Source organism: Streptomyces sp. NPDC053048 (assembly GCF_044547045.1).
In the GTDB taxonomy this organism is placed as follows: domain Bacteria; phylum Actinomycetota; class Actinomycetes; order Streptomycetales; family Streptomycetaceae; genus Streptomyces.
The window spans coordinates 106,587-123,043 of the sequence record NZ_JBITZS010000015.1; the positions used below are offsets into that span (position 1 = coordinate 106,587).

At 69.7% G+C, this 16,457-nt stretch carries 22 protein-coding genes; 9 read left to right on the forward strand and 13 right to left on the reverse strand.

Annotation, left to right across the window (positions count from 1 at the left end):
* The first annotated feature begins 20 nt into the window (after positions 1 to 20).
* On the forward strand, positions 21 to 995 hold the full coding sequence (locus ACIG36_RS31890; RefSeq protein WP_399935563.1) for a GNAT family N-acetyltransferase: 975 nt from the start codon (positions 21 to 23) through the stop codon (positions 993 to 995).
* A 13-nt stretch (positions 996 to 1,008) separates the two neighbouring features.
* Here the strand turns inward: ACIG36_RS31890 and ACIG36_RS31895 are convergent, their stop codons facing one another.
* Positions 1,009 to 1,428 (reverse strand): ATP-binding protein, encoded by a 420-nt coding sequence (locus tag ACIG36_RS31895; protein ID WP_399935566.1) that lies wholly within the window; start codon positions 1,426 to 1,428, stop codon positions 1,009 to 1,011.
* 155 nt (positions 1,429 to 1,583) lie between these two features.
* On the opposite strand from ACIG36_RS31895, the gene ACIG36_RS31900 reads away from it, so the two are divergent.
* The 3 genes from ACIG36_RS31900 (at position 1,584) to ACIG36_RS31910 (ending at position 3,640) form a co-directional block, all read left to right on the forward strand.
* Positions 1,584 to 2,366, forward strand: coding sequence for a Scr1 family TA system antitoxin-like transcriptional regulator (locus ACIG36_RS31900; RefSeq protein ID WP_399935630.1), 783 nt, complete (start codon positions 1,584 to 1,586; stop codon positions 2,364 to 2,366).
* A complete protein-coding gene (locus ACIG36_RS31905; protein ID WP_399935569.1) occupies positions 2,363 to 2,572 on the forward strand; it encodes a DUF397 domain-containing protein in 210 nt (69 codons plus the stop codon). Before ACIG36_RS31900 ends, ACIG36_RS31905 begins: the two co-directional genes overlap by 4 nt.
* Positions 2,573 to 2,809: 237 nt before the next feature.
* Positions 2,810 to 3,640 carry a hypothetical protein gene (locus ACIG36_RS31910; RefSeq protein WP_399935572.1) on the forward strand — a complete coding sequence of 277 codons (831 nt, stop codon included), beginning with the start codon at positions 2,810 to 2,812 and terminating at the stop codon, positions 3,638 to 3,640.
* A gap of 581 nt (positions 3,641 to 4,221) precedes the next feature.
* Here ACIG36_RS31910 and ACIG36_RS31915 read toward each other — a convergent pair.
* The 4 genes from ACIG36_RS31915 to ACIG36_RS31930 form a co-directional block, all read right to left on the reverse strand.
* On the reverse strand, positions 4,222 to 4,812 hold the full coding sequence (locus tag ACIG36_RS31915) for a PadR family transcriptional regulator (RefSeq protein ID WP_399935575.1): 591 nt from the start codon (positions 4,810 to 4,812) through the stop codon (positions 4,222 to 4,224).
* Positions 4,813 to 4,869: 57 nt separating this feature from the next.
* On the reverse strand, positions 4,870 to 5,436 hold the full coding sequence (locus ACIG36_RS31920) for a DinB family protein (RefSeq protein ID WP_399935577.1): 567 nt from the start codon (positions 5,434 to 5,436) through the stop codon (positions 4,870 to 4,872).
* A gap of 92 nt (positions 5,437 to 5,528) precedes the next feature.
* Positions 5,529 to 7,109 (reverse strand): aldehyde dehydrogenase family protein, encoded by a 1,581-nt coding sequence (locus tag ACIG36_RS31925; protein ID WP_399935580.1) that lies wholly within the window; start codon positions 7,107 to 7,109, stop codon positions 5,529 to 5,531.
* 85 nt (positions 7,110 to 7,194) lie between these two features.
* The gene (locus tag ACIG36_RS31930) at positions 7,195 to 8,058 is read right to left on the reverse strand and encodes a helix-turn-helix domain-containing protein (RefSeq protein WP_399935632.1); all 864 of its coding nucleotides are present in this window, start codon (positions 8,056 to 8,058) and stop codon (positions 7,195 to 7,197) included.
* Between the two features lie 323 nt (positions 8,059 to 8,381).
* Here ACIG36_RS31930 and ACIG36_RS31935 point away from each other — a divergent pair, with 323 nt between their 5' ends.
* Entirely contained in the window at positions 8,382 to 8,876 is a 495-nt protein-coding gene (locus tag ACIG36_RS31935) for an ATP-binding protein (RefSeq protein ID WP_399935583.1), read from the forward strand.
* A gap of 78 nt (positions 8,877 to 8,954) precedes the next feature.
* On the opposite strand, the gene ACIG36_RS31940 is transcribed toward ACIG36_RS31935, so the two are convergent.
* The 5 genes from ACIG36_RS31940 to rpmG all read right to left on the reverse strand — a co-directional run bounded on the left by ACIG36_RS31940 (position 8,955) and on the right by rpmG (position 11,321).
* A complete protein-coding gene (locus tag ACIG36_RS31940) occupies positions 8,955 to 9,212 on the reverse strand; it encodes a DUF397 domain-containing protein (protein WP_242645469.1) in 258 nt (85 codons plus the stop codon).
* Between the two features lie 126 nt (positions 9,213 to 9,338).
* On the reverse strand, positions 9,339 to 9,614 hold the full coding sequence (gene rpsR, locus ACIG36_RS31945) for a 30S ribosomal protein S18 (protein ID WP_399935588.1): 276 nt from the start codon (positions 9,612 to 9,614) through the stop codon (positions 9,339 to 9,341).
* A gap of 122 nt (positions 9,615 to 9,736) precedes the next feature.
* Positions 9,737 to 10,897, reverse strand: a complete 1,161-nt coding sequence (locus ACIG36_RS31950) for a CobW family GTP-binding protein (protein WP_399935591.1) — start codon at positions 10,895 to 10,897, stop codon at positions 9,737 to 9,739.
* Positions 10,894 to 11,151: a type B 50S ribosomal protein L31 gene (locus ACIG36_RS31955; RefSeq protein ID WP_399935594.1), complete on the reverse strand. Its 258-nt coding sequence runs from the start codon at positions 11,149 to 11,151 to the stop codon at positions 10,894 to 10,896. Before ACIG36_RS31955 ends, ACIG36_RS31950 begins: the two co-directional genes overlap by 4 nt.
* Before the next feature lie 5 nt (positions 11,152 to 11,156).
* Positions 11,157 to 11,321, reverse strand: coding sequence for a 50S ribosomal protein L33 (rpmG, locus tag ACIG36_RS31960; RefSeq protein ID WP_399935596.1), 165 nt, complete (start codon positions 11,319 to 11,321; stop codon positions 11,157 to 11,159).
* A 50-nt stretch (positions 11,322 to 11,371) separates the two neighbouring features.
* Between rpmG and rpmB the strand changes: the two genes are divergently transcribed.
* A complete protein-coding gene (gene rpmB / locus ACIG36_RS31965; protein ID WP_399935599.1) occupies positions 11,372 to 11,608 on the forward strand; it encodes a 50S ribosomal protein L28 in 237 nt (78 codons plus the stop codon).
* On the forward strand, positions 11,608 to 11,913 hold the full coding sequence (gene rpsN / locus ACIG36_RS31970) for a 30S ribosomal protein S14 (protein ID WP_399935602.1): 306 nt from the start codon (positions 11,608 to 11,610) through the stop codon (positions 11,911 to 11,913). The genes rpmB and rpsN overlap by 1 nt, the downstream gene beginning before the upstream one ends.
* Positions 11,914 to 12,047: 134 nt before the next feature.
* On the opposite strand, the gene ACIG36_RS31975 is transcribed toward rpsN, so the two are convergent.
* Positions 12,048 to 12,383 (reverse strand): UBP-type zinc finger domain-containing protein, encoded by a 336-nt coding sequence (locus tag ACIG36_RS31975; RefSeq protein ID WP_399935606.1) that lies wholly within the window; start codon positions 12,381 to 12,383, stop codon positions 12,048 to 12,050.
* Positions 12,384 to 12,631: 248 nt separating this feature from the next.
* On the opposite strand from ACIG36_RS31975, the gene ACIG36_RS31980 reads away from it, so the two are divergent.
* Entirely contained in the window at positions 12,632 to 13,660 is a 1,029-nt protein-coding gene (locus ACIG36_RS31980; protein WP_399935609.1) for a rod shape-determining protein, read from the forward strand.
* 142 nt (positions 13,661 to 13,802) lie between these two features.
* Positions 13,803 to 14,258, forward strand: coding sequence for a tellurite resistance TerB family protein (locus ACIG36_RS31985; RefSeq protein WP_399935612.1), 456 nt, complete (start codon positions 13,803 to 13,805; stop codon positions 14,256 to 14,258).
* A gap of 280 nt (positions 14,259 to 14,538) precedes the next feature.
* On the opposite strand, the gene ACIG36_RS31990 is transcribed toward ACIG36_RS31985, so the two are convergent.
* Positions 14,539 to 15,666: a type III polyketide synthase gene (locus ACIG36_RS31990; RefSeq protein WP_399935615.1), complete on the reverse strand. Its 1,128-nt coding sequence runs from the start codon at positions 15,664 to 15,666 to the stop codon at positions 14,539 to 14,541.
* Between the two features lie 245 nt (positions 15,667 to 15,911).
* Positions 15,912 to 16,457 (reverse strand): biotin/lipoyl-containing protein (locus tag ACIG36_RS31995; RefSeq protein ID WP_399935618.1); only part of this gene is annotated, 546 nt, incomplete at its 5' end.

Sequence of the window (16,457 nt, forward strand, 5' to 3'; positions counted from 1 at the left end):
CACCTGGAGAGCGAGGCCCCATGTTCACCCTGCCGCTCGGCGACCATGCTCAGCTCCGCCCCCTGGAACCCTGGCAGGCGCCGGAGTTCCTGGCCCACATCGACCGCGCACGGGCCACCGTCGACCCGTGGATACCCTGGGCCTCCCTCAGCACCGACCTCGCCTCCGCCACGGCCACCCTCCAGCGCTACGCCGACCGGCAGGCCACGGACGACGCCCGGATCCACGGCATCTGGCTGGACGGCACCCTCGTCGGCGGCGTCATGTTCACCCGCTTCGACGACACCTCCGGGCTGTGCGAGGTCGGCTGCTGGCTGGAGCCGGCGGGAGAGGGGCAGGGGCTGGTCACGCGGGCCTGCCGGGCGCTGATCGACTGGGCCTTCGCACAGCGCGGGATGAGCCGGGTCGAATGGTGGGCCTCCTCGGGCAACGCCCGCAGCATCGCGGTCGCCCGCCGGCTCGGCATGAGCCGCGACGGTGTGCTGCGGCGGCACTCCGTCCACCGGGGCGAACGGCGTGACATCGAGGTGTGGTCGGTCCTCGCCGAGGAGTGGCCGACCGGCGATGGCGCGTCCGAGGTCACCGTCCACACCGAACTCGACCGGCTGATGGGTGTGTTCGTGGGCGCCTTCACCAACACCGGCGGCAGACGGCCGGACCTCGGCGTCATCCGTGACGTCTTCGTACCGCAGGGGCGGATCATCGCGAACGTCGGCGACGAACCCGTGATCTACGACCTCGACAGCTTCATCGCACCACGCCAGAAGATGCTCACCGACGGGACCCTGACGGAGTTCTCCGAGTGGGAGGTGGCCGAGCGCACCGAGATCTTCGGGTCGATCGCCCACCGGTTCAGCGAGTACCGCAAGTCCGGCTACCACAACGGCGAGTGGTTCGAGGGCCGCGGCCACAAGACCACCCAGTTCCTGCGCACCCCCGCGGGCTGGAGGATGTCCTCCCTGGCCTGGGACGACGACGCCCCCGCGAGGGCCTAGGAAGGAGCGGCTCCTAGGGGAGCCGCAGCTCGCACCAGACCGTCTTGCCGGTGCCTCGCGGCCGCAGGTCCACGTCCCACGCGTCCGCGAGCGCCGCCACCAGCGCCAGCCCCCGCCCGGTCTCCTCGTCCTCCCCCGCCCGCCGCAGCCGCGGGATGCCGGGCGCGGCGTCGGCCACCTCGATGCGCAGCCTCTCCCTGTCGACGGTGCACAGCGCCTTGATCTCGCGTTCCCGCGACACCCGCGACGCCCTGCACGCATTCGTCATCAGCTCGCTCAACAGCAGCACCGCCACCTCCGCCGTCCCGGCGGCGACCGGCCAGCCCCGCACCTCCTCCCGCAACAACCTGCGGGAACGGCCGACACTGCGGGGGTGACACGGGAAGCACCAGCCGACGTAGTTCAGCGGGATGCCGGGTCGTACTGCCTTCATTGACGTCCTCGGAAGCGGTGAGTTTCGGCGTTCAGGCTGAAACCGTGCTGGTCCGCGCGCAGGATCGGGAGTAACGACGTGGGTACAGACGTGGTTTGTACCCGCCACGCACCGGGAGGGGCAGTGCGGTGACGAACGAGAGCTCCCAGCCACCGATGGCCTGGCGGTACTGCGGCAACCAGATCAAGCTCTGGCGCACGCACGCCGGCGTCAGCCGGGAGGAGCTGGCCAAGGAGGCCGGGTACGGGTACGAGACGGTCAAGTCGATCGAGCAGGGGCGGCGACGGCCGACGGTCCGGCTGCTCGAGGTGGCGGACGAGATGTGCGGGGCGCATGGGAAGTTGGCAGCGGCCGCCGATTACCTGAAGCCAGAGAAGTTTCCGCACTTCTCGCTGGACTTCATGAGGTACGAGGCCGAGGCGATCGTCCACAGTTCATACGAGACCCAACTCGTTCCCGGCCTGCTTCAGACCGAGGAGTCGATGCGGACACTGTTCAATGCTCACTGGCCTCCGCTGGACGACGAAACGATCGACGAACGAGTCGTGGCCCGAGAAGCACGGAAAGCCCTGCTGGAGAAGCAGACCACATCGTTCAGCTTCGTGATCAGCGAGACGCCACTGCGCCACCCCCTCAGCAGCCACGGAGCTCACAAGCAGCAGTTGCTCCACATCCTGACCCAGGGGGAGCGACGAAATGTGACGGTCCAGGTCATGCCGAACGGCGGCGCGCACTCAGGCCTCAACGGCCCATTCGTCCTGCTGGAGACGCCGGAACACGAGCATCTCGTCTACGAAGAAGGCCAGACGACCGGCACATTGTTCGCAGACCCCGAGAAGATCAGCATCGTCATGCAGCGCCATGCCATGATCGCCCGGCAGGCCCTCAGCCCCGACGAGTCGGCACGGTTCATCAGAAAGCTGGCGGAGGAAACATGAGCACCAAGCTGGCTTGGTTCAAGTCCAGTTACAGCGGCACAGAGGGCGGTAACTGCATCGAGGTGGCAACCGGATCGGGCACCACCCACGTCCGCGACTCGAAGCTCGAGCTTCGGGGAGGCAGCCCCCAACTAGCCGTTCCTGCAAGAACATGGGGATCGTTCATAGCCGAGCTTCGGGCGTCGGGCCTCGAGCGCCTTCTCTAAGGAATGGGCGGTGGGTTAAACCCCACCCACCCTCCCAACCCCCGCGCAAGCACACGCAGATGACTTTGCGCAACCGAGTCGCGACAGCGCGCGCTCGGCGTGTAGCGTGCGCAGCAACAAGCAACCCCCGCCGGTGCGCCAACACCGAAACGGGGGTCTGACCATCTAGATCGAACAGGACTCGATCACGTGGCTGCCGCCAACTCTATCGTTGCCCCGCGCCCCCACACTCCCCCAATGGCCGCACCCGGCTACGGAAAACGCTCCGCACCGGACCAGGCACCCCGCGACCGGCGGACCTTCGCTCACCTGCCCGATCGCGAAGCGCACATCGCCGCCCACATCGACCGTCTGCCCGAAGGCGCGGCGATCGACGTGAAGACGCTGGCCAAGGAGCTGGCGGCCTACGGCCAGCAGGCGATCCGCTCGGCGCTCAACGCCCTCGCCCAGGCCGGTCACCTCTTCCGCAGGCGCGAAACCGTCGGCGACGGCCGCACGCAGTGGGTGTTCCGCTCGTACTTCTCGCGCACGCCGCGCAGCGACGCCTGGTGGAAGCGCTTCCTGAAGGGCGACGTACCCGAAGAGCCGCAGACGGCCGTCTCAACGGCACCACCCCATTCGGAGGCCTACGAGGCCCTGGCGACCGTCGCCCGTACCGACCCCCGCCTGCCGCTTTCGGCGGCGGAATGCGAGGACCTGGAGCCGCTGGCGGCGGCCTGGCTGGCACGCGGCATCCCGAAGGCGCAGCTCGTCCACGCCCTCACGGCCGATCTCCCAGCCGAGGTCCACGTCCCGGCGGCCTTCACCCGCGGGCGCCTGCTCAAGAAGCTCCCTCCGGAGCCGCCCCGCTCGCCCGCAACTCGGGCCGTAGGCCTACCGGAATGCATCAACTGCGGCACGCCGGGCCGCCCCGAAGCCTTCACCGACGGCCTCTGCCGCCTCTGCCACGGCGCGCCGGATCCACACGACCGGACCACCCCGGTGGACATCCGCGCCCAGGCCGCCGCCGCCAAGGCGGCCCACCGCACGGGCCGTTCCCGCTTCCTCGCCCGCCGCGCACGATCCTAGGCGCCCTCGTCGACGTGGCCAGGAACGGTCGGAGTCGGACCGGAATCGACACACTGTGCCGCCTTAACCGCCTTGCCAGATCACTAAGTTGGCTTAGACCTATGTCGACTCGCAGCACCGCAGTACGGGTGTAAAGTCATCGACGGCGCGCCGAGCGCGCCCCCCTTCAAAGAGGAGCCGACGACGTCGGGTTCGCGGAGGACCCGATACCGGGTTCCTCCGGTGGCGGTCACCGGATTTGGCCGCGCTGCATGAAGGGGGGCGCCCGTGGGGCGTCACCGGAAGATCCGCCCGTCGATCTGGAAGCGCATCGCGCAGAAAGTGAGGGGGTGGTTCGCAGGACGGTGACCGGCAGTCCTCAGCAGGATTGAGGACTCCCGGTCAATGAGCCGTCCTGACGGTTCAGGCCCTCGTCATGGAATTCGGCCACGGCGAGGGCCACTTCTTTCGGTTGCTCACGCCTCCGGTGGTTGACCACCCAACCGCAAGCGTTGCCGAGCACGGCACCCCCTCAAGGGCGACCGTTGAGCCATACCGTACCGCCACCCAGCCCTCGCGGCCAGCAGGCCTTGACATCCGCGCTAATCGCCCTCGGCGAACCCCGCCCACGGGTCGCCCTCGCCCGCCATCACGTACGCCCCGCCCTCCAGGCGGGCGACGAGGCCGCGGGTCCAGTCCGTGGCGGCGGATGCCGTGTGAAGCCACATGCCGCCGATCTCCGCGATGTGACCCCAGTCCTCGTGCTCGGACGGGGTCCAGCGGGCGCGGATGTCCTCGCGCCAGTCCTCCAGGCCGGCCAGGCGCCTTTTCAGCAGGGTGATCGCCTCCGCGCGCGGCAGGTCGACGAGGAAGCCCACGCCCGCCGTCAGGACGTCGGCCTTCGGGTCGACCGAGCACAGGGCCTCGCGCAGCAGGCGGAAGTACTCCCGCTCCCCCGGCTCCGTCAGCTCGTACTCGGTGCGCGGCGGGCCGCCCGCCTCGCTCGGGGCGATGTCGTGGGCGAAGAGGAGCTCCTGCTTCGCCATCGCCTTCAGGGCGTGGTAGATCGACCCCGGCTTGGCGTTGGACCATTCCTGGGCGCCCCAGAACTCCAGATCCGCGCGGACCTGGTAGCCGTGGGCCCGCCCGCGCCGGCGCACCGCGCCCAGCACCAGCAGCCGGATGGCCGACATCTTGCCTCAGCCTCCTTGACCTCGTGCGCCGGGTGTGCCCCTGTGCCTGGCGCCAGCCTAGACGCGGCCCGCTTCCCCCCGCTCCCGGACCCGCGCCTCCTCGTCCACCAGCTCGAACGCCGTCTTCCCGTCGATCGACTCACGGACGATGTCCGCGTGGCCCGCGTGGCGCGCGATCTCCTCGATCAGGTGGAGCAGCAGCCAGCGCATCGATACCCGCGAGGCCTGCGGGAGCCAGGGTGCCTCCGGCAGAGGGAAGGTGTCCTCCAGCGCGGCCGAGCGGACGAACCGCTCGGTCCGCGCCGCCACCTCGTCCCAGCGGGCCAGGAGCACCGCGACCGTCTCCTCCTCGCTCGGCCGCCAGCCCTCCTCCCAGCCCGCCATGGACTCCTCGAAGCTCTCGGGCGCCATGCCGCGCGCCCGCTCGACCCATTCGCGCTCGGCCCCGATCACGTGCTTGAGCAGCGCGCGCAGCGACAGCTCGCTCGCACTCGGCCGGGTCGAGGCCTGCTCGTCCGTCAGCCCCAGCACCGAGCGGCGGACGCCGCCGCGCTGGGCGTCGAGGAAGGCCAGCAGGGTGCCGCACTCGTCGGCGACGTTCTTCTCCACAACATGAGTAGGCATGAGGCTCCGCCGTTTCTCTCGTCGGTCCGTTCCCTAGCAACGGGTTCACCGTAGGAGTCATGGCGGACAGTTCCCGTCCTATATCGCCACCCCTAGAACGGGAATCTGCTCCTCCCGTGCTGGATCGAGATCCACTTCGTCGTCGTGAACGCCTCCACCATCGAGTCCCCGTTCAGCCGGCCCACCCCCGAGTGCTTCTCGCCCCCGAACGGCACGATCGCCTCGTCGTGCACCGTGGCGTCGTTGACGTGCACCATGCCCGAGTGGATGCGCTTGGCGACCCGTACGCCCCGCTCCACGTCCCCCGTGTGGACGGCGCCGCTCAGCCCGTACGGCGTCGCGTTCGCCAGCCGGACCGCCTCCTCCTCGCCGTCGAAGGGGATGATCAGCGCCACCGGGCCGAAGATCTCCTGCCCCAGGATCGGGGAGTCCTCCGCCAGCCCCGTCAGCACCGACGGGCCGACCAGCGTGCCGTCCGTCCGGCCGCGTACGAGGGCGGTGGCGCCGTCCGCGACGGTCTGCTCCACCAGCGTGGTGATCGCCTCCGCCTGGCCGGAGTTGATGAGCGGGCCGATGTGCGTAGCCGGGTCGCCCGGGTCGCCGACCTTCAGGGTGCGCACCTTGGCGACGAACTTCTCCGTGAACTCACGCTCCACCGACCGGTCGACCAGCACGCGGTTGGCGGCCATGCAGACCTGCCCCTGATGGATGAACCGGCTGAAGACGGCGGCGTCCACGGCATAGTCGAGATCCGCGTCCTCGAGGACGATCAAGGCGCTGTTGCCGCCCAGCTCCAGGATCGTCCGCTTGAAGTGGGCGGCCGCGACCGTGGCGACATGACGGCCCACCTTGTCCGAGCCGGTGAAGGAGATGACCTTGGGGACGGGGTGCTCGATCAGCGCGTCGCCTATCTCCGCTATGTCCGTGACGACGACGTTCAGCACACCGGCCGGAAGCCCGGCGTCCGCGAACAGCCGGGCCACCAGCCCGCCGCCGCATATCGGCGTGTTCTGGTGCGGCTTGAGAACCACGGCGTTGCCCAGCGCCAGCGCCGGCGCCACCGACTTGATCGACAGCAGGAAGGGGAAATTGAACGGGCTGATGACCCCGATGACCCCCACCGGCACCCGGTAGAGACGATTCTCCTTGGTGTCGTCCGGCGACGGCAGGATCCGCCCCTCCGCGCGCAGCGCGAGGTGAATGGCCTCCCGCAGGAACTCCCGGACCAGATGCAGCTCGAACGCCGCCTTGACGGCCGTGCCGCCGCACTCCGCCGTGATGGCCGCGGTCAGCTCCGCCTCGTGGTCGTCGATGATGCGCAGGGCCCGCTCGAAGACGAGCCGGCGGGTGTACGGGTTGGTGGCCGCCCAGCCCGGCTGGGCGCGCTCGGCGGCACGGTAGGCCTGGTCGATCTCGGTGACGCCGGCCGCGGTGATGGAGGCGAGCTTCTCCCCGTCGTAGGGGTTGAAGTCCACGATGTCCCAGGAGCCGCTGCCGGCCCGCCATTCGCCGTCGATGTACTGGTAGGCCAGGTCGGTGAAGATCGAGCCGTAACCGGGTTCGGATAACCCGGATTCACCGGTTCCATAGCCGGTCGATTCGTTCGAGCCGGTCGAGTCGGCCGATTGGGTGGAGGGTGTGGGGTCTGTGGAGTCGAAAGAGTCGTCTGACATGCGCCATCCCGTCTGCGAATAGCGGGGCGTTCGTGACGCCCGTAACGATTGCGTACTCCCGATGGGACGTCATCGTACTGATGAGTCAGAGGAGTTGAAGAAGACGTCCGATCAGCTCCCGGCTCCCGGCCGGGGAAAGGCTGTCGGCGTGCAGCCGGTCCATGACCCGCTCGTACTGGGCCACGTCCTCGCTCTTGTCCAGGTAGAGCGCACTGGTGAGCTGCTCGAGATAGACGACGTCGGACAGGTCCGACTCCGGGAAGCGCAGCATGGTGAAGGCGCCGCTCTCACCCGCGTGCCCGCCATGGGCGAACGGCATCACCTGCAGCGTCACATTGGGCTGCTCGGAGATGTCGATGAGATGCTGGAGCTGATTGCGCATGACCGTTTCACCGCCGTACGGGCGGTGCAGCGCCGCCTCGTCCAGGACGGCGTGGAAGCGCGGCGCCCGCTCCGAGAAGAGCAGCTTCTGGCGCTCCATGCGCAGCGAGACGCGCCGCTCGACCTCGGCGGCGTCGGCGTTGGGCTGGCCGCGCACCACGACGGCGTGCGCGTACCCCTCGGTCTGGAGCAGGCCGTGCACGAACTGGACCTCGTAGATCGAGATGTGCGAGGCGGCGCCCTCCAGCCCCACATAGGTCTGGAACCAGCTGGGCAGGACGTCGCCGTAGCTGTGCCACCAGCCGGCGACATTGGCCTCGCGGGCCAGGCCCAGCAGCGGCTCGCGTTCGGCACCGTCGGTCACTCCGTAGAGCGTGAGCAGGTCCTCCACATCACGTGCCTTGAAGCTCACCCGCCCCAGCTCCATACGGCTGATCTTCGACTCGGACGCACGGATCGAGTACCCGGCTGCCTCGCGCGTGATGCCCCGTGACTCCCGCAGCCGCCTGAGCTGGGAGCCCAGGAGTATGCGCCGCACCACGGAACCGCTCGACTCGCTCGTGGCCATCATGGCGACCTTCCTCTTCCGGTCCTGTGCCAAGTTTTTTGTGATCTCGTCGCTTCCGCACCCCTCTGGGGGCGACCCCCGCTACCCCCGGCGCCGAAGTCTGCCATCTTCGGGCACCGTTGAGTGCATGTCCGGTTACGCAGACAAGCCAACGGGCGGAGCGCTACAGAAGGAGGCGTAGGGAGAATTGCGCCCCAACCCCCCTGTGCGCCCCCAAAACCCCCTCGTGCACGTGCATCTGCCCTTGCATCCGCCCCGGGCATTGGCAACCATGGAGCTCGCACACGTGCACGTCACGTCCTCGATTGCCAGGAGTGCCTCGGATGGGTACCGAAGGATCGACTGTGCTCTCCCCGTTATGGAGAGGGCTGCCCCCGATCGACTCATCCGCCGTCTCCGGCTCTGCGTCATGCGGACTGCCACCCCGCTTCGAAGCAGTGGGAGCGGCCCGGCGGTTCACCAGATCCACCCTCGGTCAATGGGACCTGAGCGGGCTCTTCGACGATGTGGCGCTCGTCGTCTCCGAGCTCGTCACCAACTCGATGCGCTATGCCGTACCGGGAGACCACCCCGGCGTCGGTACGGAGTACGACCCGCCCGTACGTCTGCACCTGCTGCGCTGGACGTCGCGACTGGTGTGCGCGGTACGCGATCCGAGCGAGGCGAGCCCCGTCACGGGGGTCGCCGACGCGGGGGACGAACGCGGGCGGGGGCTGTTCCTGGTGGAACAGTTCACGGACGCGTGGGGATGGCATCCCCTCGCGGGGGCGTTGCACGGCAAGGTCGTCTGGGCGCTGTTCCGCCTGCCGCGCGACTGACGGCGCCGTCCGCGGCCTCGGCCGCCGCCCCGGTTCCCGAGCGCTCGTCACGACTGTCCCCGTTCGCGATTCGGGGGGCTAATCGCGAATGAGGTAGTCGAATTCCCCGTCCTTGATCCCGAGGAGCATCGCCTCGATCTCGGCCGGGGTGTACACGAGCGCCGGGCCATCCGGGTGGCGGGAGTTGCGCACAGCGACCCCGCCACCCGGCAGCTTGGCGAACTCGACGCAGGAACCCTGGGAGTTGGAGTGGCGGCTCTTTCGCCAGACGACATCCTCGATGTCCGAGGCGGCCATTCCGTTGTGCGCCTGGGGCACTGGACTCTCCCGGATCATTGCAGGGGGCACCCTCACTCACCCAGAACAGGGATTCGAGGATGGCAACTGCTCCGGATCATAGCCGCGTTCATGTGCTTATGCATGAGCCGATGCACGTGCACTCAGGGTGTTCCCGCCACTACTTCACGACTTCTTCGCGGAAGATGAACCTCCAGCGGAAGCGGAACCGGAATACGGCAGGAGTGCCATCTCCCGGGCATTCTTGATCGCCCGGCTCAGCTGTCGCTGCTGCTGCACGGTGACCCGGGTCACGCGACGGCTGCGGATCTTCCCCCGGTCCGAAATGAACTTTCGCAGCAGATCGGTGTCCTTGTAGTCGATGTAGGTGATTCCCGCGGCATCCAGGGGATTGGGACGCGGCTTGAGGTTCTTGCGGTTGCGGTGTTCGGGGCGGGGCACGGGAGAAGTCCTCCGGGTGGGTCGGGGGCGGGGGTCGGGCCGGGGTTTGCGCCCGGGGTCGGGGATCGAGTCGGGCTTGCGCCCGGGATCGGGCTCGGGTCGGGAAACGGGGTCCGGTCCGGTCAGGAAACGGGATCGAGGAGGTCGTCGAACGCCGGCGACAGGCGGCGCCACCCCTCCGGGCCCGCCCCGTATTCGGCGTCGGTGAGCAGACAGGAATCCAGCAGCGTGCGCACCCCGTCACCGTCCAGGCCGGGCGAGGTGAACGTGAGGTGCTGCCCGCGGTCCCCGTGCTCGGGGTGCCAGTCCAGGGCGGCGGCCACCCGGCGCTCGGCCGGTACGAGCTCCCAGGCGGCGTCCGGCAGCGCGGCCAGCCACGGCCCGGCGTTCTCCACGCACAGGGCGCCGCCCGCCGCGTCCCACGACAGCAGCGTGTCGGGCCGGTCGGCGAGCCAGAACCGCCCCCGGCTGCGGGCGGCGGCGCAGGTCAGGTCCTCCAGCGCCGCGTAGAGCCGACCGGGGTGGAACGGGCGGTGCCCGCGCCAGACCAGCGTGGCGACGCCGGCCGCGTCGGCCTCCTGCGGCAGCAGCGCGCAGGCGGGATGCTGCCGCGCGGCCGCGGCCTCCACGTCGAAACCGGCGACGGCCGCGGCGGCCAGCTCCACGGAATCGACCGGAATGCAGCGGGCGGCGGGAGCCAGTTGGTGCAGCAGCGCGTGGTCGCCGTCGTCCGCCCGCTCGTCCCCCTCGGCCAGGGCGAGGACGGACGGGTACTCCAACTGCCGGGCGAAGGTGTCACCCACCGTCCGCTGGTCGGTCGCGGCGGCCGCGAGTCCGGCCTCGGCGAGGTCGTCGCCGTTGCCCAGCACGTCCAGCACCAGGGCGGGGTCCACGGCCGTGAACACCCCCGTCAGCCGGGCCTCGGGAGCCGCGTGCGCGGCGATCACCTCGGCCATGGCCTTGGGCTCGACGGAGTCCCACAGCTCCACCACCGCGAGGCGGTGCGCGCCGGGGACCGCGGCGAGACGTTCCAGCTCGGGCAGCAGGTCCTCGCGCAGGGCGCAGCAGGCGCAGTCGTTGACCAGCGGCGCCTCGCCCTCGTCGAGGACCCCGCCGCGGTCGCGCACGGTGCGCCGGACCGTGCCGGCGGCGGCGGTCGACAGGTCGTGGTGCAGCGCGACGCTGCCCGGCACGGTGTCCAGCAGACGCTGGACGGTCGCGCGCCGGGCGTCGGAGTGCAGCCCGCCGACGAGGACGACGGGCAGGGGGACGGCGGCCGTCATCGCTGGGTTCCGGCCTTGCCGTAGCGGCGCTCGAAGCGCTCCACGCGGCCCGCGGTGTCCAGGACGCGGGCGGTGCCCGTGTAGAAGGGGTGGCTCGCCGAGGAGATCTCGACGTCGATGACGGGGTAGGTGTTGCCGTCCTCCCACTCGATCGTCTTCTCGCTCGTGGCGGTCGACCGGGTGAGGAAGGCGAAGTCCGCGGCGCGGTCGCGGAAGACGACGGGGCCGTAGGGCGGGTGGATTCCGGGCTTCATGGCGTTCAGCGCTCCTCTCGGAAGACCACGTGGCGGCCGACGACCGGGTCGTACTTGCGCAGTTCCATGCGGTCGGGGTCGTTACGGCGGTTCTTGCGGGTGACGTAGGTGTAGCCCGTCCCGGCGGTGGACCGGAGCTTGATGACGGGACGTAGTTCGTTGCGGGCCATGGGCGCTACTATACAGAAATGGTTTCCATTTTCATTAGGAGGGATCGGACATGTCCGCCCACTGCCAGCTGACCGGCCGCAAGCCCGGCTTCGGCAACACCATCTCCCACTCGCACCGGCGCACCAGCCGCCGCTTCGACCCCAACATCCAGCGCAAGCGCTACTGGCTGGCGAGCGAGGGACGCCATGTGCGGCTCACGCTGAGCGCGAAGGGGATCAAGACCGTGGACGCCATCGGCGTCGAGGCCGCCGTCGCCCGGATCCGGGCCCGTGGGGAGAAGGTCTGATGGCGAAGAAGAGCAAGATCGCGAAGAACGAGGCGCGGCGGATCGTCGTCGCGCGCTACGCGGCGCGGCGCGCGCTGCTCAAGGCGGTGATCCGCGACCCGAAGAGCAGCGACGAGGACCGGCTGGCCGCCCAGCGGGAGCTGCGGCGGCAGCCGCGCGACGCCAGCGCCACGCGCGTGCGCAACCGTGACTCCGTCGACGGCCGGCCGCGCGGATACCTGCGCGCGTTCGGGCTCTCGCGCGTGAACCTGCGCGAGCAGGCGCACGCCGGGTACCTGCCGGGGGTCCGCAAGGCCAGCTGGTAGCAGCAGCCGGCCGGAGTCACCCCGCTGTGGGAGCGGGGTGCCCGCCCCGCCGTGGGAGCGGGGTGACGTCGCGGTGGTTGCCCGTGCGGCGGCACGGGCGGCCCCACCGCGGCGGCCGGACCGGCGGGCACGCTTCAGGTGCCCGGTCCCACCTCGGGCCACAGCAGCAGTTCGTCCGCGTAGCACCAGGCCCACCGCTCGCCGGGCTCGAAGGAGCGGGCGAGGGCATGGCCCTCGGTGCGGGCGTGGGCGTCGGCGTGGCGGTTGGGGGAGCTGTCGCAGCAGCCGATGTGGCCGCAGGTCAGACACTCGCGCAGGTGCACCCAGGTGGATCCGGTGCGCAGACAGTCCTCGCAGCCCCGCGTCGTGGTCGGGGTGACGTCCCGGATCTCGCCCAGATGGTCGCAGGAGCGTTCCGTCGGACGGCCCTCGACGTCGGCCGCGACACGCCAGGCAGTCGGCTCGCTCATACCTTCGAGCGTAGGCCCGTGCGGGCCAGGGCGAAAGCGGAGGTCAGGGCCGTTGTCAGACCCTCCTGGCAGACTCACTTCCGTGAGCCGGGGAGCGGAGACGGGCGACGGGGGTGTTCGCCTCCGCCCCCGCTCACGACCTGCCCCGTGCGGCCCATTTCAGCGGGCAGCACGGCGCGTCGCCTTGCACGATGGCATGGAACCCCCATCCCATCAGCAACTCCTCGCGCAACAGGGCAGGTCCCACCATGACCCTCAGTCTCGACCAGCTGACCCGCTGCACCGTCGCCTTCGACCTCGGGGCGGCCAGGACCCGCGTCTATCTGAAGGACACCGGGCTGGTCGTGGACGAACCGAGCCTGGCCGCGGTCAACACCAGGACGGGTTCGCTGATCGCGGTAGGGGCGATGGCCGGCGGGATGGCCGGGCGGACGCCGGGTCACATCAGGGTCGTACGGCCCATTTCCGGTGGCACGGTGGTCGACATCGACATGGCCCAGCGGATGCTGCGCTTCCTGGTGCACGACAAGCTCCGCAAGGTCTGGCGGCGGAAGCCGATGCCGCGCGCGGCCGTGTGCCTGCCGCACGACGCCGAGCCGATCGCGCAGCGGGCGGCGGTCGAGGTGCTCAGCGCGCTCGGCGCGCGCCGGGTGGAGATGGTCGACACGCTCATCGCCGCCGCCGTGGGCTGCGGGCTGCCGGTCGAGCAGCCCGAGGCGACGATGATCGTGGTGTGCGGCGCGGCGTCGACCCAGGTCGCGGTGTTGTCGCTGGGGTCGATCGTGGCGGCCGAGAAGGTCCAGGTGGGCGGCGACGCGATCGACTACGCGGTCGTCCAGCACCTGCGCAGCGAGCACGAGCTGATGCTGCCCTCGCAGGGGCTGCACCCCTTGCACCTGGCGCTGTTCGACCCGACCCGGATCGGCACGGAGGCGGAGGTGCGCGGCCGGGACGTGGCGACGGGCCTGTCCCGCACGGTGCTGGTGAACACCGCCCATGTGCGCGAGGCCATCCACACCCCGCTGACGGCGGTGCTCGACGCCATCGGCCGGGTCCTGCGGGAGTGCCCGCCGGATCTGGTGGCCGACCTCGCCGAGCGGGGAGTGATGCTCGCGGGCGGCAGCGCGATGCTGCCGGGGCTGGACACGATGATCGAGCAGGGGACGGGCATGGTCGTACGGATCGCGGACAACCCCGATATCTGTTCCGTGGTCGGTCTCGGCGCGATGATGGAGGGAAAGATCCGGCCACTTCGGCTGGACCCCATGGTGAGTTGAGAGAGAGCCGAAAGGCTGCCGCGGGCTTTTCGCCCGCGATGGGCTTCCCGGCCGGGGACTTCCGCTTCCCGGCCGGGAACTTCTTTAACCCCCGGAACAGTTCTCCCTGTGCTACCCCCATTTCACAAGGAGATACCCGAACATGGCGCTCTGGGACCGGCTCAAGGAATCGGCCACGACGATGCAGGGCCAGCTGATAGCGAAGAAGAACGACCTGAAGAGCGGGGCGTTCCGTGACGCGAGCATGGCAATGTGCGCTCTGGTGGCGGCCGCTGACGGTTCGATCGACGCCTCCGAGCGTCAGCGCGTGGCCTCACTGATCGCCACCAATGACGTGCTGCAGAACTTCCCCGCCGACGATCTGCAGGCGCGATTCAACGACTACTGCCAGAAGCTCACCACGGATTTCGCCTTCGGCAAGGTGAGCGTCATGCAGACCATCGGCAAGGTGCACAAGAAGCCGACCGAGGCACGCGCCGTCGTCCAGATCGGCATTGTCATCGGCGGCGCCGACGGCGACTTCGACAAGTCGGAACAGGCCGTCGTCCGCGAGGTCTGCTTCGCGCTCGGCATCAACCCGGCGGAATTCGACCTCTGACCGCTGACCGCTCCGGCCCGCTTCCGCTCCGGCGGTTGACCGGTGACCGCTCCGGCGGTCGACCGGTGGCGTACCGCTGACCGCTCCGGCGGTCGGCCGGTGACGTGCCGCTGACCGCTCCGGCGGTCGGCCGGTGACGTGCCGCCGGCGCGTTGCGGCCGCCGGGCGGGACACCGGGGCGCCGCCGGTGCTGGGGGCGCTGTGGAGCGCCGGGCGGTGCGAGCCGGTTTTCATCGGCGGCCCACGCCGCCCCCGGCACCGCGGGGGCTGAGCGCAGCGATCACGCCGCCGGCTGGGTCACCGGGGGCGCGGCCGTCCGGCCGTCGCCGTTGCCGTTGCCGGTGGCGGCACCATGGCCGTTCTTCGCGATCCACGTTCCCAGGGCGATCTCGGCGGTGATGCCGGGCCCGAACCCCGCGATGATGCCGCGCGCCGCGTGGTCGGCACCGCCGTCCTGGAAGAGCCGCTCGAGGGCGTCGAAGATGACCGCGCTGGCGATGTTGCCGCGCTCGGTGAGCGTCTCCCGGCTGTAGCGAAACGTTTCCGGAGCCAGGCCCAGATAGCGGCTGAGGTCGTCCAGGATGCGCGGCCCGCCCGCGTGCACGATGTAGAAGTCCAGCTCGGAGACGTCCCACTGGTGCGGCTCGGCCATGTCGCGCATGGCCGGGGCGAGCATGGCCATCGTGCCGGGCACCCGCTTGTCCAGAATGAAGTGGAAGCCGGTGTCCCGTACCCCGTAGGAGATCCACTCCTCCGTGTCGGGCACCAGGTGGGAGCCGTTGCGCTCGATCCGCACCCCTGTGCCGCCCTCGCCGCGCACGACGGCTGCCGCCAGGGCGTCGCCGAAGAGCCCGTTGGAGAGCAGATTGCCGACGCCCAGGTCGGTGGGCTGGTACAGCAGTGAACAGAACTCGCAGGCCACGATCAGTACGTTCGACCGGGGATAGGCCTGGCAGAAGTCGTGCGCCCTGTTGATGGCCGCGCCGCCGGCCGCGCAGCCGAGCTGGGCGATGGGCAGCTGACGGGTCTCGTTGCGGAAATCCATCGTATTGATCAGCCATGCGGTCATCGACGGCATCATGAAGCCGGTGCACGAGACGTACACGATCAGGTCGATGTCACGGGTCGTCAATTCGGCGTGGTCCAGCGCCCTTCGTACGACATCGGGCACCCGCGCCTTGGCCTCGCGTTCATAGCGGGCGTTGCGCACGGTGAAGCCCGGATGTTTGAGGGTGTCCTCGATCGGTTGCACGAGGTGTCGTTTCTGCACGCCCGTATTGCCGATGAGCCTGAGGGCCAGCCCCAGCTGGGGATGGTCGGCATGCAGGGTGCGGGCGAGCTCCAGTGTCTCTTCCCTCGTGATCACATGCTCGGGGACGGCGATGGCTGGTCTGCACAAAGTCGCCATGACGGCCTCCCAGTCGCGACGGTATCGATGCTCGATGCCCAGGGCCGCCGAAATGACGCGGCAGCTTATGTCCAGTACATGCCGCATTGGGAAGAGCGACACACATATGAGTGGAAAGTTCACTCGAAGAGTGGAATTTTCCATACGTGTGGAACTGACCCCTCTGGATGCCGCCGCCACCGCGGGGAGAGCCGTGCCGGCCCACCTGACACGCCCTGGGGCAGGTCAGGTGGGCCGGTCATGCCCTAGTCCTTGATGGCGCAGATGACCGCGCCCGAGGAGACAGACGCGCCGACTTCGGCTGCGAGGTCTTTCACGGTGCCCGTGCGGTGGGCGTTGAGCGGCTGTTCCATCTTCATGGCCTCGAGGACGACGATCAGGTCGCCCTCCTGGACCTCCTGGCCGTCCGCGACCGCGACCTTGACGATCGTGCCCTGCATCGGGGACGCCAGCTCGTCGCCGGAGGCCGCCGGGCCGGACTTCTTGGCGGCGCGCCGCTGCTTGGGCTTGGCGGCCGGGGCGGAGGCCGTCACACCGAGTGACGCGGGCAGCGTCACCTCCAGGCGCTTGCCGCCGACCTCGACGATCACCGTCTCGCGCGTCTCGGGCTCGTCCTCGTCGGTGCCGGGGGCGGAGAACGGCGTGATGGTGTTGTTGAACTCGGTTTCGATCCAGCGGGTGTGGACGGTGAAGGGGTCGGCGGTGAAGGCCGGGTCGGTGACGACCGCCTGGTGGAAGGGAATGGCGGTGGCCATGCCCTCGATCTGGAACTCCGCCAGCGCACGGGCCGC